Here is a 20,126-nt window from a genome sequence, read left to right as displayed (position 1 = left end):
AGTCTCATGAATGTCAGCGATTAATAGCTGATTACTGACCAAAAAAAACGCCTAGCGCTATCTTATCGCTAGGCGTTTTTTATATCTGCTTAATGGTTAAGCTGTGCCAAACTGCTGGCGTTTTTTGGCAAAAAAGCGATCTAAGCGATCCATTGCATTTTCTAAATCATTCAAATTTGGCAAGAATACTAGGCGAAAATGATCAGGCTTGTCCCAATTAAATCCCGTACCTTGCACCATTAATACGTTTTCTTCTATAAGTAAATCCATCATAAATGCCATATCATCTTCGATAGGATAAACCTCAGGATCAATCTTTGGGAAACAATAAAATGCGCCTTGTGGCATGGTGCAAGAAATACCTTTAATTGCATTGAGTCGCGATACCGCAAGCTCACGCTGTTTGTATAAGCGACCAGTTTTTGAGGTCAAATCTTTCATGCTTTGATAGCCGCCCATCGCTGTTTGGATGGCATACTGCCCTTGGACATTAGAGCACAAACGCATAGATGCCAGCATATCCAAACCTTCGATGAAGTCAGCAGCATGTTGCTTGCGACCGGATACCATCATCCAGCCTGCACGAAACCCTGCAATACGGTGTGATTTTGACAAGCCGTTATATGACAGAACAAGTACATCGTCAGTCAAGGTGCTCATCGGTGTGTGTACGGTATCGTCATAGAGAATACGATCGTAAATCTCATCAGCCATGATGATCAAGTCATACGCTTTGGCGACTTCGATGATTTGCTTGAGTAAGTCGTCGCTATATAGCGCACCTGTTGGATTATTAGGGTTAATCACCACAATGCCTTTTGTTTTACTGGTGATTTTAGATTTTATGTCTTCGATGTCAGGTTGCCAGTTGTCTTCTTCATTGCAACGATAATGCACCGCTGTACCGCCAGATAGATTGGCCGCTGCAGTCCATAGAGGATAATCAGGCATTGGAATCAATACTTCGTCACCATCGTTCATCAAAGCCTGCATGGTCATGACAATCAACTCAGAGACGCCATTGCCAAGATAAACATCACGAACATCGACTGCTGATAACAACCCTTTTGATTGGTAATATTGCAGTACCGCTTTACGTGCTGAAAAAATACCTTGTGAATCTGAGTATCCTGTTGCTTCAGACAAATTCATAGCCACATCTTGCAAAATTTCATGAGGCGCTTGTAGGCCAAAAGGTGCAGGGTTGCCGACGTTAAGCTTTAAAATGCGTTTGCCTTCAGCTTCCATTCTATTAGCAGTTTGCAATAGGGGACCACGAATGTCATAGCAAACGTTTTGTAATTTATCAGATTTTTTTATTGTGTTCATAGAGTGACCATTCATTGCATTGTTTGGTGAATGTTGACGAGTATCAGAAAGTGATGCTGATGTATTTACTAAAATTTTATTCTTATTATCGGTTTGCAAACTTGCTGCCATAACGCTATTCAGATTTGCATGCTGTTGTGACTGATCATCGGTAGATGCTGCACTATTGGCAGCATGATTCTGATGTTCCCCGCGTAATAGGTAGCCTTCGCTGCACCCCAAAATACGTGCAAGGGTTGGTAATTTGGATGAGACAATACCGTTTGTTCCACGCTCCCAATTAGAGATGGCACCACGGCTGACTTTGGCACCTGCCGCTGTCATTGCTTGCGCCAATTGTTCAGCAGTAAAACCTTTATCGCGGCGCAACTGTACTAGACGCGCAGCCTGTGTACTATTGCTTTTGTCATCGACCATAATTACCTCAGTGCTTTTAATCCATTGATTTGTAATAAAGAACTTGTTACAGAAATAGAAAGTGTTAGTTTTAGCGCCATATCAATGCAAGATATTATTGCATAAATTATGATAACGCAAGCCTACATGCAAGTTATTTTAAAAATCATATCAATTGCAAGAATAACTTGCATTGTATACTTAAATATCTCATCTCAAGTCCTAAAATTCTTCAAAACGGTTTTCATTAAAGTTATATATCGAGATAGTTGTCCACCCTTTGGTACTCAATCTAGATTTGCTTCTTTCATCAGCCCTATTATTCGTTGTTATCAGTATCATTCTTGTACAGCACGACTTGAATATTGGATAGATAACCAAAAGATAGAGGTTATCGTTTAATAGAACGGTGATGCTTTGATAGCAGGTTAAACGTAGTAGAGCAGATAATAAATATTTAAATAAGGACACATTATGCAAGACAATCAATTAAGCAAAGAAGAAATCAGCCAACTGACCGATGCTGACTGGAAAGAGCGTTTAAGTGCTGATGAGTATCACGTCATGCGTGAAAAAGGCACAGAGCGTCCATTCACAGGTGTTTATAATGATGCGACTGATGATGGCGTCTACCGCTGTAAAGGTTGCGGTGCCAGTTTGTTTGATTCAAGCAGTAAGTTTGATGCGGGTTGTGGTTGGCCAAGTTTCGACCAAGGCGTCGATAACAGTGCTATAGATGAACATGTCGATAATTCATTGGGTATGACTCGTACAGAAGTGACTTGCAGCAACTGCGGCGCACATTTGGGTCATGTGTTTCCTGATGGACCACGTGAGACGACTGGTATGCGCTATTGCATTAACTCAGTGGCTATCGATTTGGACAAATCTGAAAAATAGTTTTGATACCAACTATGATTTAATAGTAGCTTTGAGATGACGCCCTAAAAGAGAAAATAAAGGAAGCACGTGTTGCTTCCTTTTTAATTATTGGCGCTGTATATTAATATTATTAAAGAATAGCGTTACCAATCAAATAGTATTACCTATCAATCAATTTAAGGATAAATGATGAGCACAATTTATGATTTCACCGCCGAGAATATGGATGGAACGTCGCAAGCATTTTCGGATTATAAGGGTAAGGTATTGCTAATTGTTAATACTGCAAGTAAGTGTGGCTTTACGCCGCAATTTGAAGGATTAGAGGCACTGTACCAACAATACAAAGAGCAGGGATTGGTAGTCGTGGGCTTTCCTTGTAACCAGTTCGGTAGCCAAGATCCAGGTAGTAATGAAGAAATTGGTGCTTTTTGTCAAAAGAATTATGGGGTCAGCTTTCCAATGATGGCAAAGGTCGATGTCAATGGGGCAGATGCGCATCCAATCTTTAAATGGCTCAAAGACCAAAAGGGTGGCTTGTTAACTGATGGCATTAAATGGAACTTTACTAAGTTTTTAGTGGACAGTAATGGTCAAGTCGTCGATCGTTATGCGCCAACCACCAAGCCTGATGCAATCAAAGCCGATATCGAACAAGTATTAACTGGCAAATAACATCATAAGATAAAAATAGTTGGTTTTGTATGAAAATATAAAACCAATAAAAACAGATGCTTGCTATAAATACTGATAAAAATATGCAAAATATTTAAAAAAGTAGGAAATAGCGTTTGACAGCCATGCGTAAATCTATATAATACACACCCACAGCAAGGGGACTTAAACAACCCTAGCTGATTAAGTTAACTTAAGTGTGACAGCTTATATTAACGAAGCAATACAGAAATTCTATTTAAAGAATTTCTCTTGCAGAGCTAAAAAAGCACTGCTTTTTTTTATACGCTCTTCAGGGTGATTAGCTCAGTTGGTAGAGCGTCTGCCTTACACGCAGAATGTCGGCGGTTCGAATCCGTCATCACCCACCATTTATTAGCAAGTGTTTAAAGAAGCTAAAACGACCTAAGCAGCGGTAGTTCAGTTGGTTAGAATACCGGCCTGTCACGCCGGGGGTCGCGGGTTCGAGTCCCGTCCGCTGCGCCATATTTAAAACGAATTTAAACTGTAAAGTTTAAGCAAGTTTCGCCTCAAACATAACTTTGTTTGGGGTTTTTTTGTGTCTGTAGTTTTTATCTCTTGTCTGAATAGCAAAAATTTCAAACATATCTCTTTAGTATTTTTCAATATCTTGTCTATATCAAGAAAACATTCCCAAAGTTTTCTACGGCTTTCAATTCTTCTTCTTGGTTTTAGTCATCAATATTACCTTTTATACCATAACTTATACGACTTTTTCTCAAGTCGGTTTTCTGTAACGTGACGTTGACAAGCATATTGCCTAGTTGATATATCTGTGCGACTCATAAAGTGATATATGGCTAAGGGACAAGTTGTGAGTAAAAATAGGAAGTGTGAGATGGATATCGGTCAACGACACATTATCATACAGCGCCGATATGAGGCTCTAGGTGCACTCAATGATTTATTAATCGCTATTTGGTTTTTAATTGGAAGCTTTTTCTTTTTAAATGAATCACTGACTCAAGATGGTACTTGGTTGTTTATCGTAGGAAGTGCGCAGCTGATAATTAAACCACTTATCAAGTTGATGAGTCTGGTACATGTCAAAAAGGCATTTAATAAGTTAAATCAGCACAATGATTATGATCAGTAGCGTTGTTTTAGCAAATGATATTAAATGGGTGCTTTCTCTATATTTCTTAAATCAAGACAGGCATCACCTTGTAGCAAGATGATCAGATGAATGGAGATAAAGTGATGAATCGTAATAATCAAAAACAGATGAATCCTTATGTGAAGTTTACCTTGATGATTCTGACATCAACCGTGGTGATGTATATCATGATGTACTTCAACACCTATGAATGGAATCATATTTATTTTAGTGAGACTAGAGCCTATATGGCGCTATATATGGGTGCAGGAATGGCAGTTATTATGCTGGCATTTATGGCTAATATGTATAAAAAGACCAAGCTTAATTTGATGATTTATGGTCTGAGTGTGATAATGTTTGCTGTGGGTATATGGGGCGTTAGATCTCAAGCCACTGTTAATCAAGTCGATTGGATGAAAGCTATGATACCGCATCATTCTATCGCCATCTTGACTAGCACGAGAGCAGATATAGAAGATCCGCGTGTACGACAACTCGCTGATGATATTATCGAAGCGCAAAAACGTGAAATTAAAGAGATGCAAGCACTAGTCGAAGAATTAGAATACACTATTTGAAATCAGTCATTTTTATAAGTGATACTTACTACTTTTTCAAACTGTTAAATCTCAATGGTTTGCTGATTTTTATAGGCATTACGATAATCAAATTGTAGTAATTACTATAGTGATTAAGGATACAACATGAAAAACATTATACATTCACGCCTTCCTGTTCTTATGGTAACCATCAGCACTGCATTGCTGTTCAGTGCTTGCCAGCCTGCTAATGAAGATACAAATGTGGCTGAGAAAGAAGCAGTCGCGTCTGACCAGAATACGGTAGCAGATACTCCTTCGATGGATGCTCATGCTGGACATGACATGTCAGATGATACGATGACAGATATGCACCAAGCATACAACGAATCCATGACTCATATGCATGATGAGATGATGGCTGGTATGAAATACAATGATCCAGATGCTGCATTTGCTCAGGGAATGCTTGGTCACCACATTGGCGCAGTTGACATGGCAGAGATTCAGCTCAAATATGGTGCCGATGAAGAAATGCTACAATTGGCACAAAACGTCATTGATACTCAAAAAGTAGAAATTGAGCAAATGCAGAGTTGGCTAGCTAGTAATCCTGATGCTACTGAACCAATGACTGACACGAAAGCTGTGCAAAAAGCATACGCTGATGGTATGGACGCGATGCATAGCGAAATGATGGCTGCTATCGCTGATACCAATCCTGATAGAGCTTTTGCTCGTGGTATGTTGTCACATCATATTGGGGCAGTTAATATGGCAACTGTAGAGCTTAAATATGGTAAAAATGAAGAGATGCGCAAACTGGCGCAAGCGATAATCGATGCTCAGCAGCCTGAAATTGAGCAAATGCAAGACTGGTTAGCCAAGAATAAAGCGTAGAAGGTAAACGTCTCTTTTGAAGAGTATTTTAAGCAAAGTTTTTTTGAAGTGCGTTAGCTATAGTGACTATTCTAAAATCATAGTTAATTATTAAGTGCTGATATATAGATGGTTTTCTTCCATTGATTAATAAAATCCATAAAAAAACCCTCAACAAAGTGATGAGGGTCTTGGCAAATGCCATAATCGAATCAAAGATGACTCAAAAATTTACTACTAGAATGTGGCTCTCCAACCTGGGCTCGAACCAGGGACACACGGATTAACAGTCCGTTGCTCTACCAACTGAGCTATTGGAGAATAGGCTATAGACATTTAATGTCTTACAACGAGCCTTAGAAGTCTCTAACGAGTTCTTGCTAAGTGGGGCGTATTCTAGCAAAGATAAAAAATACGTCAAGCGTTTTTTTGCATAATTGATTAAAATTGTCATTTTAATGACGTAATATTAGATTTTTATTTAAAAATCTTAAAACGCTTATAAAAAAGACGCCACATAGAGAGCATGTGGCGTCTTTACTTATCAAAATATTCTTGAGATCAGTGACTGTCTAAGATTTATTCAGCAACGTCTAAATCGGCAACCGCTTTTTCGATACGAGATAAAGCATCCTTTAATGTTGCCTCATCGGTTGCATAAGAAATACGCATGTAGCCGCCAAGACCAAAAGCATCACCAGGTACTACTGCTACCCCTACTTTCTCCAACAACCATGCTGAAAACTCAGTACATGACGATAGACCAGCAGCTTTTATCAGAGGTTTGATTTCTGGATAGACGTAGAATGCGCCGTCAGGACGTAGGCAAGTAATACCTTTGATATTATTTAAACCATCCACCACCAAATCACAACGCTTTTCAAACGCTGCAACCATTGGCTCTAATACACTCTGATCACCACTGATCGCAGCTTCTGCAGCCACTTGGCTGATAGAGGTTGGGCATGAGGTTGACTGTGATTGTACTTTTTTCATTGCACCAATCAGCTTGGCAGGGCCACCAGCATAACCAATACGCCAGCCTGTCATTGCATATGCTTTCGAAACACCATTTAAGATAATGGCGCGGTCTTTAAGATCAGGGGCTGCATTCAAGATGTTGTAAAACTTATCACCCGTCCAGCGAATGTGCTCATACATATCATCTGACGCCACATAAACGTGTGGATGTTTTTTCAATACTTCAGCGATGGCTTTTAGCTCATCTAGCGTATAAATCATACCAGTCGGATTAGATGGGCTATTTAGTACCAGCATTTTGGTTTTGTCAGTGATAGCGTCTTCTAATTGCTCAGCGGTAATTTTGAAGTCTTGTTCAGCAGGACATTTAACAATGACAGGCACGCCTTCTGCGATGATAACCATGTCAGGATAGCTGACCCAGTACGGTGCTGGGATGATAACTTCATCGCCTGGATTGATGAAAGCTTGTGCAAGGTTAAAAAATGATTGCTTACCACCAACTGACACAAGAATTTCGTTAGGTTCGTAGCTGATGTCATTGTCGCGCTTGAACTTCTCAATGATGGCTTTTTTGAGCTCTGGCGTTCCATCGACAGCAGTGTATTTGGTAAAACCATCGTTGATTGCATCAATTGCTGCTTTTTTGATATGTTCTGGTGTATCAAAATCTGGTTCACCAGCGCCTAAACCAATAATATCTTTACCAGCCGCTTTTAGTTCTTTGGCTTTATTCGTAATCGCTAGAGTCGGTGATGGTTTGATGCTATTAACGCGGTCAGACAGTTGTAACTCGCTCATGAGAGATCCTTTTTATATTGGAGTAGGTAAATCTATTATTAGGGATAGCGCTTTTTAAATTATTGTGCAGGTACTACGTGTTTAGTGACCATCGACAACGATAGGCGCTTTGAGTGTAGCAGTGGAGATTGTAGCATGCTGTTATTGCACTGTCTTATATTGGCGGTAACAGAAGATGACGACTATATGAGCGCAAACATATAAGTTAGAGGAATACTATGATGATAGATAGCGTACATAAGATTTGACATGACTATACGACACGATTTCGAAACCACAACAATAAATACGTCTCCTTACGCTATCATTATTTAGATATATTAAATAAGATGAATAAAACCTTAAAAATATTTGACCAATATCTTGAATATTGCAATCAATCATAAGTAGGTAAAAAATAACTACTCAACGATTGAGAGAATGGCAAATATCTGACTAAAATTATAATTAAAAGGACGCTTACTATGACAGCATCTACTGAAAAACAGTACATTCTCATCACCGGAGCAACCTCTGGTATCGGTAATCAACTGGCTAAAGATTATTTATCAGAAAACCATCATGTTTATGCGGTTGGTCGTGATGATAATGCACTGGCTGAGCTTAAGTCATTGGGCGCCGAAACCATTGAGTTGGATTTGATGAATCAAGAAGAGGTGATTGAAGCTTTTAGTAAAATTGGCAGGGTTGATTTGGCAATTTGCGGGGCAGGCATGTGCGAATATCTGGATATGCCAAACTTTGATAGTGCTAAGTTTATGAAAGTCATGTCAGTAAACCTAGGTACGTTATCGCATGCCATTGAAGGCGTCTTACCTAAGCTGATTGAGTCAAAAGGTCGCTTGGTTGGTATTGGTTCAGCCTCAGCCTATGTACCTTTTGCCCGTGCAGAAGCCTATGGAAGCTCAAAGGCAGCTGTTCATTATTTAATGAAAACTTTACAAATCAGTCTGGCACCGCATGATGTTGCGGTTAGCCTTGTGGTGCCAGGGTTTGTTGAAACCCCAATGACCAAACAAAACGATTTCCCAATGCCATTTATTCAAACCACGAAGCAGGCGAGTCAAGCCATTCGTGATGGTATTGATAGCGGTCATGAAGTGATCGAATTTCCCAAAAAGCTGACGTTACCACTAAAAGCGCTAGGAACATTACCAGATTTGGTCTGGCAGCAAGTCAGTGAAAAGATCAATAAAAAATAACGCATGATGACTGCCAAATAGGTAGTTTAATAAGTAAAAATAAGTCAACCATACGGATAGGAACGCCTCTATGTTGTTTCATCGCTTAAAGCAAGCACGTAACTTAAAGACAGCGAAGCAAAATACTAAAACGATAAAAAGCGATGATCAGCCTCAATCTAGAAAACGTATAGCCATCATTGGCTCAGGCGTGTCGGGACTGACCTGTGCGCATTATTTGATCAGCGAACACGATGTGACTGTGTTTGAAGCCAATGACTACATCGGTGGGCATGTAAATACCATTGATGTGGCGTTACAAGATGGTAAAAAGTCAAAAACCAGTAACACAGAAAGTAGTGCAATAGACACAGGGTTTATTGTCTTTAATGAGCGTACCTATCCGAATTTTTTTCGTCTGTTGTATGATTTAAAAGTGCCCTTTCAAGCGACGGATATGAGCTTTTCAGTAAAAAATACAGCGCGTCATTTTGAGTACAATGGCCATACGCTAAATACCTTATTGTCGCAGCGTAAGAATGTATTGAATCCAAAGTTTTGGCAGTTCATCAAAGATGTTTTACAGTTCAATAAGCACATCAAACAGCTTCGTCAAGACTATGAAGCAGCGCGTGTACAAGGACAAGACGTTAGTACCTTTACCGAGCAAACGCTTGGCGGTTATCTTGCTCAAAAACGCTACGGTAAGCTGTTTTTAGATAACTATCTATTGCCGATGGTTTCTGCCATTTGGTCAACCAGTCTGGATGAAGTGCAAGATTTCCCATTAGTGTTCTTTGCACAGTTCTTTGATAATCATGGTTTGCTAGATGTGGTCAATCGTCCGCAATGGTTTACGATCAAGGGTGGCTCAAAGCAATACATCAATAAACTGATTCCACGTTTTATCAAAGCAGGCGGGAAGGTGCGAGTAAACAGCCCAGTACAGTCTGTGTTACGTGAGCATGATCAAGTAATATTGACAGTCCAGACCACGAATAACTCAAAGAACCGCAGCGAAAATCTGGTATTCGATGAAGTCATCTTCGCTTGTCATGCTGATACTGCGCTCAAAATTCTCAAAGATGCCAGCATGGATGAAACGGACGTTCTGAGTCATTTTCGTTTTACTGGCAATACGGCAGTACTTCATACTGATACCAGCGTCTTGCCTAAAAAACCGTTAGCTTGGGCAAGTTGGAATTACCTGATAGACGAGAACGACTTGAGTACAGGAGTAAGTGCTAACGCTAACAAAGATACGAGCGACAGTAAAATACCAGTCAAACCTGTGCTCACGTACCACATGAATATTTTGCAGCGTCTTACCAAAAAGCATAATTATTTGGTGACTCTCAATTATGATATCGATGACAAGCAAGTGATTAAGCGTATCGATTACAGTCACCCTGTATTTGATAAAGCAGCTATTGCTGCTCAAAACAAATGGTCAAGTATCTCTGGCAATGGCTTGCATACGCATTTTTGCGGGGCTTATTGGTTCAATGGATTTCACGAAGATGGCGTACGCAGTGGTTTACAAGTATGCCAATCACTTGGCTATGATATCGACATAAGAGAGGAAGTTGATCCGACGCACCTGCCTGATGCAGATAGTGCAAATACGCCATTTCGTTATAAAGACTTACCGATAAAAGCGGATACAAGATTGCGTAAATTAAATAAGCGAGAAGTCGCTACGGCAACGACCAATCAAGAATTGGTTGAATATATAGATCATTTACAGAACTCAACTACTGATACCCATGCAACTAAGAAACGATGGTTATTTGGGCGCCGTAAATTTAAATGATGACAAAAACGACTGATAAGAAGCACTCGTAAAAATTGTCTGTGACAAAAGAGAATGTATATGACCATACCCTTTCAGTATTCTGATGTTCCAAAAAGCCACAAAGCTTTTGAGGGTGCTACGGCCCTGTCACATCAGTTGTTTGAAGGGACGACTTGGCACAGTCGACTATTGCCAAGTGCGCATAAGTTTGCCTATCCTTATCGCTATTGGGGTGTGAATATTAGTGCATTGGTTAGAGGAGAGGAGTTGCCTGAGATAGGTGTGCCCGTTTTTAACCAGAGTCAAGCTTTAAGAAAACAGCAGCCATCGGGTAAACTCTCTTTGAAGCAGCCACTGCTAAAGAATTTGCTATCAAAAAAGCTGCCATTGTTCTCAGCGCGCAAAAAAGCATTGCAGCAGTTTTATCCTAACGACTACTTAAAAGGGTTAAATAGCCTAAGCAATAATAGTGCTAATGATGATTTGAATCACGTACAAGCATTACATCAGCGTCTAAGCCACGCATTTACTATTCATGCTGGTAGCGCGCCAGTAGGTGATATGCTTGGACTAGTAGTTTGCCGTAATGCTGGTTTTTACTTTAGTCCCGTCAATTTTTATTTGGGTTTTGATGAGCAGCAAACGCCTACTCACTTATTGGCTGAGGTTTCTAATACACCATGGGACAAACGCCATTGTTATGGATTTTTATTGGAAGGTGAAGACACTGAGTTTTGTCATGATAAAGACTTTCACGTGTCACCTTTTAACCCTATCGATCAGCTATATCGCTGGCAGGTTACGGTGAAGCAAATTAAAAACGAGCGGGCACATTCACAATCGGATTTAGGTTTGCAGGTTCGCATTGCTATTGATATCAGTGACGAGCGCGGTGAGGTACTAAAAACGGGCATCAAAGTATTAGGTGTACCAATGACAGATGACACTGTCCGCACAAGCTTAAAACAGAATCCGCTGATGAATATAACATCTTTAATGCGTATTTACTGGCATGCGTTCAAACTTTATGCAATCAAAAAAGTGCCCTATATCAACTATGATGAAAAACTGGCAGATAGTAAACAAAGTAAGGCAAATGCTAAAAAACCGCGCTCTTAATGAGTGATATTAAAAAAACTAACAACTGTCTGAATATTTAGACAATATCTTAAACATAAGACTCATACACAAAATACCTTAAATAAGGATCCGCATACGATGCCAGCACGACCGACCGACCGCGCACCTATCTCAGCAGTAGAAAAGTTATCTGAACGGTTGAATAAAGTAGTAAAACAAAGTGTTATCTTGCAACCCGTCAATGATGGGGTCAATCAATTGGCAAGAAAGCTTATATTTCGAGCATTAACACATATTCAGTTCGGTAGTCTGACTTTAATCGAAGCCTTTGGTAAGAAAGCCCCCACCAAAAGTAGCTTTGGTAACGTAGCAACCAGTTTAGCAAGCAGTTCGGATGTCGGCCGTCATTCACTACACGTCACGCTAACGATTCACGACAGTGCTGTCTATCGTCAATTATTATTCGGTGGTTCTATCGCACTAGCAGATAGCTATATCAACGCTGAGTGGGATACGGATGATTTGACTGGCCTGATTCGATTAGCGGCTCGCAACTTAGCAATGCTAAATAAGTTAGAAAATCGCTTTGCTGGTGTGAGTAAGGCATTTGAAAAAGCCAAGCATCAGCTACGCAGCAACGATAAATCTGGTGCTAAATCAAACATTCTTGCACATTATGACTTAGGCAACGATATGTATCAGCGTTTTTTAGATGAAACGATGATGTATTCATCGGCTGTATATCGTACGCCTGACGTATCACTTGCTGATGCTCAGCAGCATAAATTGGCACTTATCTGCCAACGATTACAACTGACCGCTGATGATCATGTGATAGAAATTGGCACAGGGTGGGGTGGTTTCGCCATTTATGCAGCCAAACATTACGGCTGTCAAATCACAACCACTACTATTTCTGATGCACAGTATGATGAGGCGCAGCGTCGAGTAAAAGCGGCAGGACTATCAGATAAAATCACCTTACTTAAGCAAGATTATCGTGAGCTGACAGGGCAGTACGACAAGTTGGTTAGTATTGAGATGATCGAAGCCGTTGGACATGAGTACCTGCCGACTTTTTTTGCCAAGTGCAACAGTTTGCTTAAGCCGACAGGATTAATGGTATTACAAGCGATTACCTTTAATGACCAAAATTACGAAGAGTATCTAGAGTCAGTGGATTTTATACAGACTCATATTTTCCCAGGGGGGTGTTTACTCTCAAACCAAGAGCTCAACAATCAGTTTGCTGAGCAGACGGACATGGTCATCAAACAGCTGCACGACTACGGATTTGATTATGCATATACGCTACGCGATTGGCGCGCTGCTTTTATGGCTCAGCGTAAAGAAATCGAAGCACTGGGTTATGATGATGCCTTTATACGCTTGTGGAATTTTTATTTCTGTTATTGCGAAGGCGGGTTTTTAGAGCGCACAATTGGCGTGGTACAATTGACAGCAGTCAAGCCGAATAACATCGATACGATGCACTTTGTTGATTTGCCCGTCCTTGATAGCTCTAATAGTTAATAAGGTAGTTGTCATTATGGCCAATGATAATAACGACGGTGCATTTAAATAAGACGCTGGTTGCCTTGTGAGCAGCGATTAACATACTCTAAATAAAAGGACGTTGATATGGCTTATGTATTTATCTATCTTGCCGCTGTCGTCATATTCTTGGGCGTTGATGCAGTTTGGTTGACGACCATGAAAGGGGCTTTTTATGAGTCACGTATTGGTCATTTATTGGCTGATGAACCAAATATGATCGCCGCTGGCGTGTTTTATATGTTCTACATACTGGCACTTTGTATATTGATTTTATACCCACAAATCAAGGCAGGTGCTTCGATTGGTCATATTTTCTTACTTGGTGGATTGATTGGTCTTATGGCCTATGGGACATATGATTTCACCAATCTGGCACTGTATAAAGGTTTTACATTAGATACGGCAGTGGTTGATTTTATCTGGGGTGGTTTTTTGACAGGTTCGGTCAGTGCGATCGTTGCTTGGCTTGCCTACCGCTTTCACTGGTTAAGCTAATTGAAATTATTATAAAAATATGTGTTTATGTAGTTCAGACCTTTGGCCGATAGGTACCTATTTGCGCTAAGCTGTTTGCTACAGTACAAGTAATGTTTGAAATAAAATAAGTCTTAGACAATCGCAAGGAAAGTTATGCCGCAATATAATACCAGCTCGACTGCTAAAAAAGCGCCATTGAACCATGAACTATATATGTCAATACTTATGACACCTGATATGGCAAATTTTATTGGAAACGTACATGGTGGTGATTTGCTCAAAATGCTTGATCAAGTCGCCTATGCGTGTGCCAGCCGTTATAGTGGTAGTTACGTCGTGACATTGTCTGTTGACCAAGTCATGTTCCGTGAGCCTATCTATGTGGGTGAGCTTGTGACTTTTGCTGCCAGTGTCAATCATGTGGGCAATACCTCAATGGAGATTGGTATCCGTGTCGAAGCGGAAGATGTGCGCGCTCGTACGGTGCGCCATACGAATAGCTGCTATTTTACGATGGTTGCGATCGACGATAAAGGTAAGCCTACGACTGTACCTCCGCTTATCATTAAAGATAAGATGCAGCAGTGTCGCGCTGATGCAGCATTGGAGCGTAAAAGTTTGCGTATGGAAAGCTCGCATCGTCCAAGCTGTGACTTAGAGAATATGATAGGAGAGTTAACTTACGATAATGAGGAGCACTCAAAGTAACGCGTTAGCTCATCGTTTTTCATACAAGTTTAATCATGAGCCACCAACACTAAAAAACCACTGATACTATATGTGGGAATAGGTTATCCTCAACTTGGATTTTTCTAAGCATTACTAAAATAAAGATATTGTACAAAACCATGGTAAGCCATTGGTTACCTTATTGAGACTACTATGAGTGTAAGATCATCAAAAAACAATTCACGCCGTTCTGCGTCCGTTCAACCAATATCGCGCGGTGTACGCGGTCCTAATAAAATTAGCAACCACTCTAGTGACAATGAAGACACGCAACATTCTAGCTCGTTGATTACTGTATTAATTGCCGTCGGGGCAAACGTTATTATTGCGATTGCAAAAACAATAGCCGCATTTATGACAGGTTCTGCTTCTATGATTGCAGAATCTGCGCATTCTTGGGCAGATGCAGGCAATGGTACATTACTGATTGTTGCCGAAAAAAAGGCAGTAAAACCTGCTGATGTGAGTCATCCCTTGGGTTATGGTAAGGAGTCGTATGTCTGGTCGATGATTGCAGCTTTCGGTGTATTTATGGCAGGCTCTATCGTCTCCATTTATACGGGTATCACCGAGTGGAACGCAGCGGAGAGTGAGACTAACTATACTATCGGATTTATTGTATTGGCGGTCGCCTTTCTACTGGAAGGGTTTTCGCTTGTCCAAGCGTACCTACAAAGCAAGAAACATGGTCAGGCTATGAATATTAGCGCTATTGGTTACGTAGTTAGTACTTCAAACCCAACATTGCGTGGGGTGTTTTTTGAGGATTTGGCCGCAGTGACAGGTTTGGTCATTGCAGCAGCAGCAATGGGTATGCATGCTTATACAGGTGAGCCATTTTGGGATGCATTAGGCTCTATCATCGTCGGACTACTATTGGGTGCAGTGGCTATCTTTTTAATCAGCCGCAATAGAGATTTTTTGGTCGGGTATAAGGTGTCTAAAAAAATACATGATTATGCCTTGAATGAGTTACTTACTCATCCAGACATAGACAGTGTGTCGTATCTACATTTAGAATGGGTAGGGCCTAAAAAAATATTTATGGTGGCAGCAGTAGATATCGCTGGTAATCAAAAAGAAAAAGAGCTTGCACAAAAATTTGAAGACATAGAAAACCAGTTTCGTGCTAACCCCTTGTTTCAAGAGGCGATCTTAACGCTATCAGTGCCCAATGCAGACGTACTGGTTCTAGAAGAAAATCTGGTGACTCAATAGCTTTTGGTTATTGATAGCTCAGTAGTAGCCAGAAGAAGTGATGTTAAACAAGTTATATCTGTACTCTATAGTTATTATAAAAGTTCAATATAAAAAAAGGGTCGCTATAGTAAGCGACCCTTTCTTTTCTAGTTATATTGGTCATCAACCAACATTACCAAGTATTATTTCTTTGGAGCATTCGCACCAATGAACCATGCGTCTTTATCGATAATACGGCTGGCTTCTGTTAATAGATCAGCGGTATCTTCGTCACCTGCATCGCCTGCAGTGTCGATAGCTTTACGTAGAGTCTCAGCTACTTTTTTATAGCGGCTAGTGATTTCACGAACATGCTGATCCACTTCAGTGATATCAGTTGGATAATCGTCTAAAATAGAATCTTTAGCTACTCGACTGGCTAGACCGTTTGGCTGACCGCCCAGAATAACAATACGCTCAGCAATCATGTCCGATACTTCACGAATACGATCTGCTGTGTCGTCTAACAATTGATGCACACCGATAAATCCAGTGCCCTGTAGGTTCCAATGACATTGCTTACCATCTAAGGTTAAATCAATAACATTGGCTAAGTTTGCATTCAATAGATCAATCATTTTTTTGGCGGTATCGTCTGAAATTCCACTTGCGAAACGTTCTCTCATAATTTTCTCCGTTCTCTTAGTTTTATTAAATTTAAATTTTCTAATTAATATTTTGTTATTAATATAGTACTTAACGACTGCTTGTTAATTCATTGTCGATAATAGCAGCTTCTACAAAAGATAAAACCCTCAAGCGTTATGCTTTGTTAGGTGGTCGTGTAATGGGTTTGTTAATCGTGAAATTCTTTGTAAATTTAGCCCATGCTATGTGCGTTTTTTACAACGGTGAAAGGTTTATTTCTCAATAAATAGTATCTTTATACACTTATACTTTGAGTGGGGAAATAAGCGTACGCTTATAAGATAAGACTCATGACTATCCTCTACAAAGCCTTTAAAAACCGCTTCTCAGACCCCATATTGTTATAAACTTTAATAAGAAGAAAGCTATTATGAGAATGCCTGAACCGCGCTCATCGCGTCAGTTAAACCAATTGGCCACTCAGCTACAAGGCGAAGCTGAAATTAGTGGTGTCAATGCGTCAGGGACGCAAATATCAAGTCGTGCCTTTGAGATGGTGACAGATTTTGAGCCAGCAGGCGATCAGCCACAAGCGATTGAGAAGCTTGTGAATGGTATCAATTCTGGCATGGATGAGCAGTTGCTGCTTGGTGTGACTGGCTCTGGTAAAACCTATACGATGGCCAAGGTCATCTCTGAATGTCAGCGTCCAACCATTATCATGGCACACAACAAAACCCTTGCGGCGCAGTTGTATGGCGAGTTTAAATCGTTCTTTCCTAACAATGCAGTTGAGTATTTCGTCAGTTATTATGATTATTATCAACCTGAAGCGTATGTTGCGGCCAGTGATACCTTTATCGAAAAAGACAGTGCCATCAACGATCATATTGATCAGATGCGTCTGTCTGCCACGCGTGCGTTGTTAGAGCGTCGTGATGCGATTATTGTGGCTTCGGTGTCGTGTATCTATGGTTTGGGTGATCCAGAGAGCTATTTAAAAATGCTATTGCACGTTGTGGTTGGCGATCAGATAGATCGTACCGCGACGATTAAGCGTCTGGTTGAGATGCAATATACACGTAACGAGCTGGATTTTGGTCGTGGTACGTATCGTTTGCGCGGTGAGCTGCTTGATATCTATCCGGCTGAGTCGGAGCAGCTGGCGGTGCGTGTGCATTTATTTGACAATGAAGTCGAGAAAATCACTTGGTTTGATCCTTTAACAGGCAAGACGGTACGCAGTGTACCGCGTATTACGATTTATCCCAAATCACATTATGTGACGCCGCGCAATAAACTAGAAGCTGCTAGCCATACAATTCGTGAGGAATTAGAGCCACGATTAGAATATTTCCGTGATAACAATAAACTGATTGAAGCGCAGCGTCTCAAAGAACGTACACAATATGATCTTGAGATGATTCAGCAGCTTGGTTACTGTAACGGTATCGAAAACTACTCGCAGCACCTCTCTGGTCGTCCATCAGGAGAAGCGCCGCCCACCTTGTTTGACTATATTCCCGAAGATGCCTTATTGTTCCTTGATGAATCGCATGTCACTGTCTCACAGATTGGTGCGATGTATAAAGGGGATAGATCGCGTAAAGAGAACTTGGTCAATTATGGCTTTCGTTTGCCAAGTGCGATGAACAACCGCCCGATGAAGTTTGAAGAGTGGGAGCGTATCAAGCCCAAAACCATCTATGTGAGTGCGACACCAGCATTGTATGAGCTAGAACATAGCGAACAGGTGGTCGAGCAGGTAGTACGTCCAACCGGTTTGATTGACCCTGAGATTGAAATTCGTCCTGTTTTGACGCAAGTGGATGATGTACTGTCAGAGATTACCAAGCGCCGCGAAAAAGATGAGCGTGTATTGATTACGACACTCACCAAGCGTATGTCAGAGGATTTGACCAGTTATCTTAAAGAATATGATGTCAAAGTGGCTTATTTGCATTCGGACATTGATACGGTTGAGCGTATGCAGATTATCCACGAGCTACGTACTGGTGTGCACGATGTCTTGGTTGGTATCAACCTTTTACGTGAAGGTTTGGATATGCCTGAAGTGTCACTGGTTGCTATATTTGATGCTGATAAAGAAGGCTTTTTGCGCTCTGAGCGCTCACTTATTCAGACGATTGGTCGTGCAGCGCGTCACTTGAATGGTAAAGCCATTTTGTACGCCGATCGCATTACTCCAAGTATGCAAAAGGCCATAGACGAAACCGATCGTCGCCGTGATAAGCAGATTGCTTTCAACCTTGAGCATAACATCACGCCAAAAGGCGCACGCCGTAGTATTACGGATAAGATTGATACGGGCGAGAGCTTGGATGCCAATGATAATCAGGCCATTCCGGTTAAGAGTAATTTACCTGATGTGGATATCAGTATTTTACGTAGCCCAGATTTGCTTGCCAAAGAGATTAAACGTTTAGAGAAGCAAATGCAGCAAATGTCTCGTGACTTGAAGTTTGAGGAAGCGGCAAAAACTCGTGATAGAGTGCTTGAGCTTAAAGCGCATTTGATTTAACGGCTTAGTTTGGTTTGAGTACTATTAAGTTTTAAAAGTGAGTTGCATAGTCTGTGGCTCACTTTTTTATCAATCAAACAATGAAAGAGCTATCATTGTACTTAAGCGAGATGTATTTAAGCCAGATTTTGGTAAGTCTAAATACTGGTAATATGAATATTTTATTTTTACTAACATCAAACGCAGTTTTACATACCGCACCTTAAAATATATTCATATATCTTATATGATGTGTAGATAAGGCATGACCTAAAAAGCAGATGGATAAATGCTGGACGACGATAACAAAGTCAGGCGTGCTCACGTATTCTATAAATTTTAAGTGAAGGAAAGCTCTATGTTTGATATCAAATCATTTTTTAAAAGAGAAGTAGAAAAGAAGCTCATTGATGTAGATGATTATATTTTTATGCCTGAGCGTATACAGATGGAATTGTCAGATGGTTTGTTAAATTGTGTCCTCAACAGCGATGGTCGAGTGGATATTTTTTATACCAAACATGGGATTACTGAGGTAGGTTCAGCATCACGTAAGCACCCGTTTACTGCCTTTGAAACCGAACTATATCACGGTGTTTATGATGATGTGATTGCAGATTTAATAAAAGAAGTAGACAAAGTGATTGAGGGTTCTTCTAAATACTTCCGTCGCAATAAAGTACTGCCTTCCCCTGCATCTCTGCCGTCTAAGCCTTCTAACATTTAAGACTTTCAATATAAGCTCGTTTATTTTAAATATAAAATGTTGTCTGTATAACAGACTTGGAAATAAAAAGGAGCCCCTATATTAGGCTCCTTTTTATGGACTTATGTATTTATTCGATACGCTTATTTGGTGAAACTTGCATAACAGCTTTGTAGAGATTTTGCGACGACTTTTGCCACCAGTTGTGTGCGATATTGTGAATCTATGGCAGCGTTGCCGAGTTCAACCAGTGTGACTTGCTGCGGTGCCTGTTCGCTCACGCAGCCACAAACATTGCTTTTCACTGCTTCCTGTTGCGTATCAGTCATAGCAACGCTGGCAATACGCCAAGCGCTTTGTTTTTCAATTTGGCTACGGCATTGATTATCAATTGCTGATTTAAAAATGTTCATACCAATGTCGTTTGCTGTACCGATAGCATTGCCTGCACTGTTATTGGTGCCATCTGTCGTCGCACATCCAGCTAAAGCGAAGGTAGCAAGCAAAATGGTTGAAGCAAAGCGTTTTTTCATGGATAAATCCTCTAAAGTTTTGATTGATATGACAGCGAAAATACGTATATCTAACTATAAACAGCTGGGCTTAGCTTATAATTATTGCATATTTTTAAAATGGTTATTCGAAACTTAT

18 protein-coding genes and 3 tRNA genes are annotated in these 20,126 nt (G+C 40.5%); 16 read left to right on the top strand and 5 right to left on the bottom strand.

Translation table 11 applies throughout. The annotated features are described in order from the left end of the window. Nucleotides 1-96 precede the first annotated feature (96 nt). Nucleotides 97-1,746, bottom strand: coding sequence for an aminotransferase class I/II-fold pyridoxal phosphate-dependent enzyme (locus tag A3K91_RS09520; protein WP_062845039.1), 1,650 nt, complete (start codon nucleotides 1,744-1,746; stop codon nucleotides 97-99). Nucleotides 1,747-2,199: 453 nt separating this feature from the next. On the opposite strand from A3K91_RS09520, the gene msrB reads away from it, so the two are divergent. The 7 genes from msrB (at nucleotide 2,200) to copM (ending at nucleotide 5,841) form a co-directional block, all read left to right on the top strand. Further along, nucleotides 2,200-2,625: a peptide-methionine (R)-S-oxide reductase MsrB gene (gene msrB / locus A3K91_RS09515; protein ID WP_062845038.1), complete on the top strand. Its 426-nt coding sequence runs from the start codon at nucleotides 2,200-2,202 to the stop codon at nucleotides 2,623-2,625. Between the two features lie 171 nt (nucleotides 2,626-2,796). Next, the gene (locus A3K91_RS09510) at nucleotides 2,797-3,282 is read left to right on the top strand and encodes a glutathione peroxidase (RefSeq protein ID WP_062845037.1); all 486 of its coding nucleotides are present in this window, start codon (nucleotides 2,797-2,799) and stop codon (nucleotides 3,280-3,282) included. A gap of 295 nt (nucleotides 3,283-3,577) precedes the next feature. Then, nucleotides 3,578-3,653, top strand: a tRNA-Val gene (locus A3K91_RS09505). A 38-nt stretch (nucleotides 3,654-3,691) separates the two neighbouring features. Continuing rightward, nucleotides 3,692-3,768: transfer RNA gene (locus A3K91_RS09500), tRNA-Asp, on the top strand. 349 nt (nucleotides 3,769-4,117) lie between these two features. After that, entirely contained in the window at nucleotides 4,118-4,399 is a 282-nt protein-coding gene (locus tag A3K91_RS09495) for a YrhK family protein (RefSeq protein ID WP_062845036.1), read from the top strand. A gap of 104 nt (nucleotides 4,400-4,503) precedes the next feature. Then, nucleotides 4,504-4,980, top strand: coding sequence for a DUF305 domain-containing protein (locus A3K91_RS09490; RefSeq protein WP_228139852.1), 477 nt, complete (start codon nucleotides 4,504-4,506; stop codon nucleotides 4,978-4,980). A gap of 126 nt (nucleotides 4,981-5,106) precedes the next feature. Then, a complete protein-coding gene (gene copM / locus A3K91_RS09485) occupies nucleotides 5,107-5,841 on the top strand; it encodes a CopM family metallochaperone (protein ID WP_228139851.1) in 735 nt (244 codons plus the stop codon). A gap of 224 nt (nucleotides 5,842-6,065) precedes the next feature. Here the strand turns inward: copM and A3K91_RS09480 are convergent. Together A3K91_RS09480 and A3K91_RS09475 are read right to left on the bottom strand one after the other, a co-directional pair. After that, a tRNA-Asn gene (locus tag A3K91_RS09480) sits at nucleotides 6,066-6,141 on the bottom strand. 258 nt (nucleotides 6,142-6,399) lie between these two features. Next, nucleotides 6,400-7,602: a pyridoxal phosphate-dependent aminotransferase gene (locus A3K91_RS09475; RefSeq protein ID WP_062845034.1), complete on the bottom strand. Its 1,203-nt coding sequence runs from the start codon at nucleotides 7,600-7,602 to the stop codon at nucleotides 6,400-6,402. A gap of 464 nt (nucleotides 7,603-8,066) precedes the next feature. Here A3K91_RS09475 and A3K91_RS09470 point away from each other — a divergent pair, with 464 nt between their 5' ends. The 7 genes from A3K91_RS09470 (at nucleotide 8,067) to A3K91_RS09440 (ending at nucleotide 15,639) form a co-directional block, all read left to right on the top strand. Further along, the gene (locus tag A3K91_RS09470) at nucleotides 8,067-8,804 is read left to right on the top strand and encodes an SDR family NAD(P)-dependent oxidoreductase (RefSeq protein ID WP_062845033.1); all 738 of its coding nucleotides are present in this window, start codon (nucleotides 8,067-8,069) and stop codon (nucleotides 8,802-8,804) included. Between the two features lie 70 nt (nucleotides 8,805-8,874). Continuing rightward, nucleotides 8,875-10,596 carry an NAD(P)/FAD-dependent oxidoreductase gene (locus A3K91_RS09465; RefSeq protein ID WP_062845032.1) on the top strand — a complete coding sequence of 574 codons (1,722 nt, stop codon included), beginning with the start codon at nucleotides 8,875-8,877 and terminating at the stop codon, nucleotides 10,594-10,596. Between the two features lie 60 nt (nucleotides 10,597-10,656). Then, nucleotides 10,657-11,697 carry a DUF1365 domain-containing protein gene (locus tag A3K91_RS09460; RefSeq protein ID WP_062845031.1) on the top strand — a complete coding sequence of 347 codons (1,041 nt, stop codon included), beginning with the start codon at nucleotides 10,657-10,659 and terminating at the stop codon, nucleotides 11,695-11,697. Between the two features lie 99 nt (nucleotides 11,698-11,796). Continuing rightward, complete coding sequence (locus A3K91_RS09455; RefSeq protein ID WP_062845030.1) at nucleotides 11,797-13,191, top strand: SAM-dependent methyltransferase; 1,395 nt, start codon at nucleotides 11,797-11,799, stop codon at nucleotides 13,189-13,191. A gap of 108 nt (nucleotides 13,192-13,299) precedes the next feature. Further along, entirely contained in the window at nucleotides 13,300-13,710 is a 411-nt protein-coding gene (locus A3K91_RS09450; protein WP_062845029.1) for a DUF2177 family protein, read from the top strand. Nucleotides 13,711-13,845: 135 nt separating this feature from the next. Next, nucleotides 13,846-14,400 (top strand): acyl-CoA thioesterase, encoded by a 555-nt coding sequence (locus A3K91_RS09445; RefSeq protein WP_062845028.1) that lies wholly within the window; start codon nucleotides 13,846-13,848, stop codon nucleotides 14,398-14,400. Nucleotides 14,401-14,574: 174 nt separating this feature from the next. Further along, nucleotides 14,575-15,639, top strand: coding sequence for a cation diffusion facilitator family transporter (locus tag A3K91_RS09440; RefSeq protein WP_062845027.1), 1,065 nt, complete (start codon nucleotides 14,575-14,577; stop codon nucleotides 15,637-15,639). Nucleotides 15,640-15,803: 164 nt separating this feature from the next. Here A3K91_RS09440 and dps read toward each other — a convergent pair whose 3' ends face one another. Next, nucleotides 15,804-16,286 carry a DNA starvation/stationary phase protection protein Dps gene (gene dps, locus A3K91_RS09435; protein ID WP_062845026.1) on the bottom strand — a complete coding sequence of 161 codons (483 nt, stop codon included), beginning with the start codon at nucleotides 16,284-16,286 and terminating at the stop codon, nucleotides 15,804-15,806. Nucleotides 16,287-16,678: 392 nt separating this feature from the next. Between dps and uvrB the strand changes: the two genes are divergently transcribed. After that, nucleotides 16,679-18,790, top strand: a complete 2,112-nt coding sequence (uvrB, locus tag A3K91_RS09430) for an excinuclease ABC subunit UvrB (RefSeq protein WP_062845025.1) — start codon at nucleotides 16,679-16,681, stop codon at nucleotides 18,788-18,790. Nucleotides 18,791-19,127: 337 nt separating this feature from the next. Beyond that, nucleotides 19,128-19,496 carry a hypothetical protein gene (locus A3K91_RS09425; protein ID WP_062845024.1) on the top strand — a complete coding sequence of 123 codons (369 nt, stop codon included), beginning with the start codon at nucleotides 19,128-19,130 and terminating at the stop codon, nucleotides 19,494-19,496. A gap of 122 nt (nucleotides 19,497-19,618) precedes the next feature. On the opposite strand, the gene A3K91_RS09420 is transcribed toward A3K91_RS09425, so the two are convergent. Beyond that, entirely contained in the window at nucleotides 19,619-20,008 is a 390-nt protein-coding gene (locus A3K91_RS09420; protein ID WP_062845023.1) for a YajG family lipoprotein, read from the bottom strand. Nucleotides 20,009-20,126 lie beyond the last annotated feature (118 nt).

The sequence above is a fragment of the Psychrobacter alimentarius genome (assembly GCF_001606025.1).
GTDB classification, from domain to species: domain Bacteria; phylum Pseudomonadota; class Gammaproteobacteria; order Pseudomonadales; family Moraxellaceae; genus Psychrobacter; species Psychrobacter alimentarius.
Note: the sequence above shows the minus strand (reverse complement) of the source record. Positions and strands in the feature narration are given on the sequence as shown.

Bases quoted from the DNA above. Each gene is read 5' to 3' on its own strand.
- A3K91_RS09465 (WP_062845032.1), top strand. From the start codon at position 8,875: ATGTTGTTTCATCGCTTAAAGCAAGCACGTAACTTAAAGACAGCGAAG.
- A3K91_RS09510 (WP_062845037.1), top strand. From the start codon at position 2,797: ATGAGCACAATTTATGATTTCACCGCCGAGAATATGGATGGAACGTCG.
- A3K91_RS09420 (WP_062845023.1), bottom strand. From the start codon at position 20,008: ATGAAAAAACGCTTTGCTTCAACCATTTTGCTTGCTACCTTCGCTTTA.
- A3K91_RS09475 (WP_062845034.1), bottom strand. From the start codon at position 7,602: ATGAGCGAGTTACAACTGTCTGACCGCGTTAATAGCATCAAACCATCA.
- A3K91_RS09445 (WP_062845028.1), top strand. From the start codon at position 13,846: ATGCCGCAATATAATACCAGCTCGACTGCTAAAAAAGCGCCATTGAAC.
- A3K91_RS09450 (WP_062845029.1), top strand. From the start codon at position 13,300: ATGGCTTATGTATTTATCTATCTTGCCGCTGTCGTCATATTCTTGGGC.
- A3K91_RS09520 (WP_062845039.1), bottom strand. From the start codon at position 1,746: ATGGTCGATGACAAAAGCAATAGTACACAGGCTGCGCGTCTAGTACAG.
- A3K91_RS09490 (WP_228139852.1), top strand. From the start codon at position 4,504: ATGAATCGTAATAATCAAAAACAGATGAATCCTTATGTGAAGTTTACC.
- copM (WP_228139851.1), top strand. From the start codon at position 5,107: ATGAAAAACATTATACATTCACGCCTTCCTGTTCTTATGGTAACCATC.
- A3K91_RS09425 (WP_062845024.1), top strand. From the start codon at position 19,128: ATGTTTGATATCAAATCATTTTTTAAAAGAGAAGTAGAAAAGAAGCTC.
- uvrB (WP_062845025.1), top strand. From the start codon at position 16,679: ATGAGAATGCCTGAACCGCGCTCATCGCGTCAGTTAAACCAATTGGCC.
- A3K91_RS09470 (WP_062845033.1), top strand. From the start codon at position 8,067: ATGACAGCATCTACTGAAAAACAGTACATTCTCATCACCGGAGCAACC.
- A3K91_RS09440 (WP_062845027.1), top strand. From the start codon at position 14,575: ATGAGTGTAAGATCATCAAAAAACAATTCACGCCGTTCTGCGTCCGTT.
- dps (WP_062845026.1), bottom strand. From the start codon at position 16,286: ATGAGAGAACGTTTCGCAAGTGGAATTTCAGACGATACCGCCAAAAAA.
- A3K91_RS09460 (WP_062845031.1), top strand. From the start codon at position 10,657: ATGACCATACCCTTTCAGTATTCTGATGTTCCAAAAAGCCACAAAGCT.
- A3K91_RS09455 (WP_062845030.1), top strand. From the start codon at position 11,797: ATGCCAGCACGACCGACCGACCGCGCACCTATCTCAGCAGTAGAAAAG.
- msrB (WP_062845038.1), top strand. From the start codon at position 2,200: ATGCAAGACAATCAATTAAGCAAAGAAGAAATCAGCCAACTGACCGAT.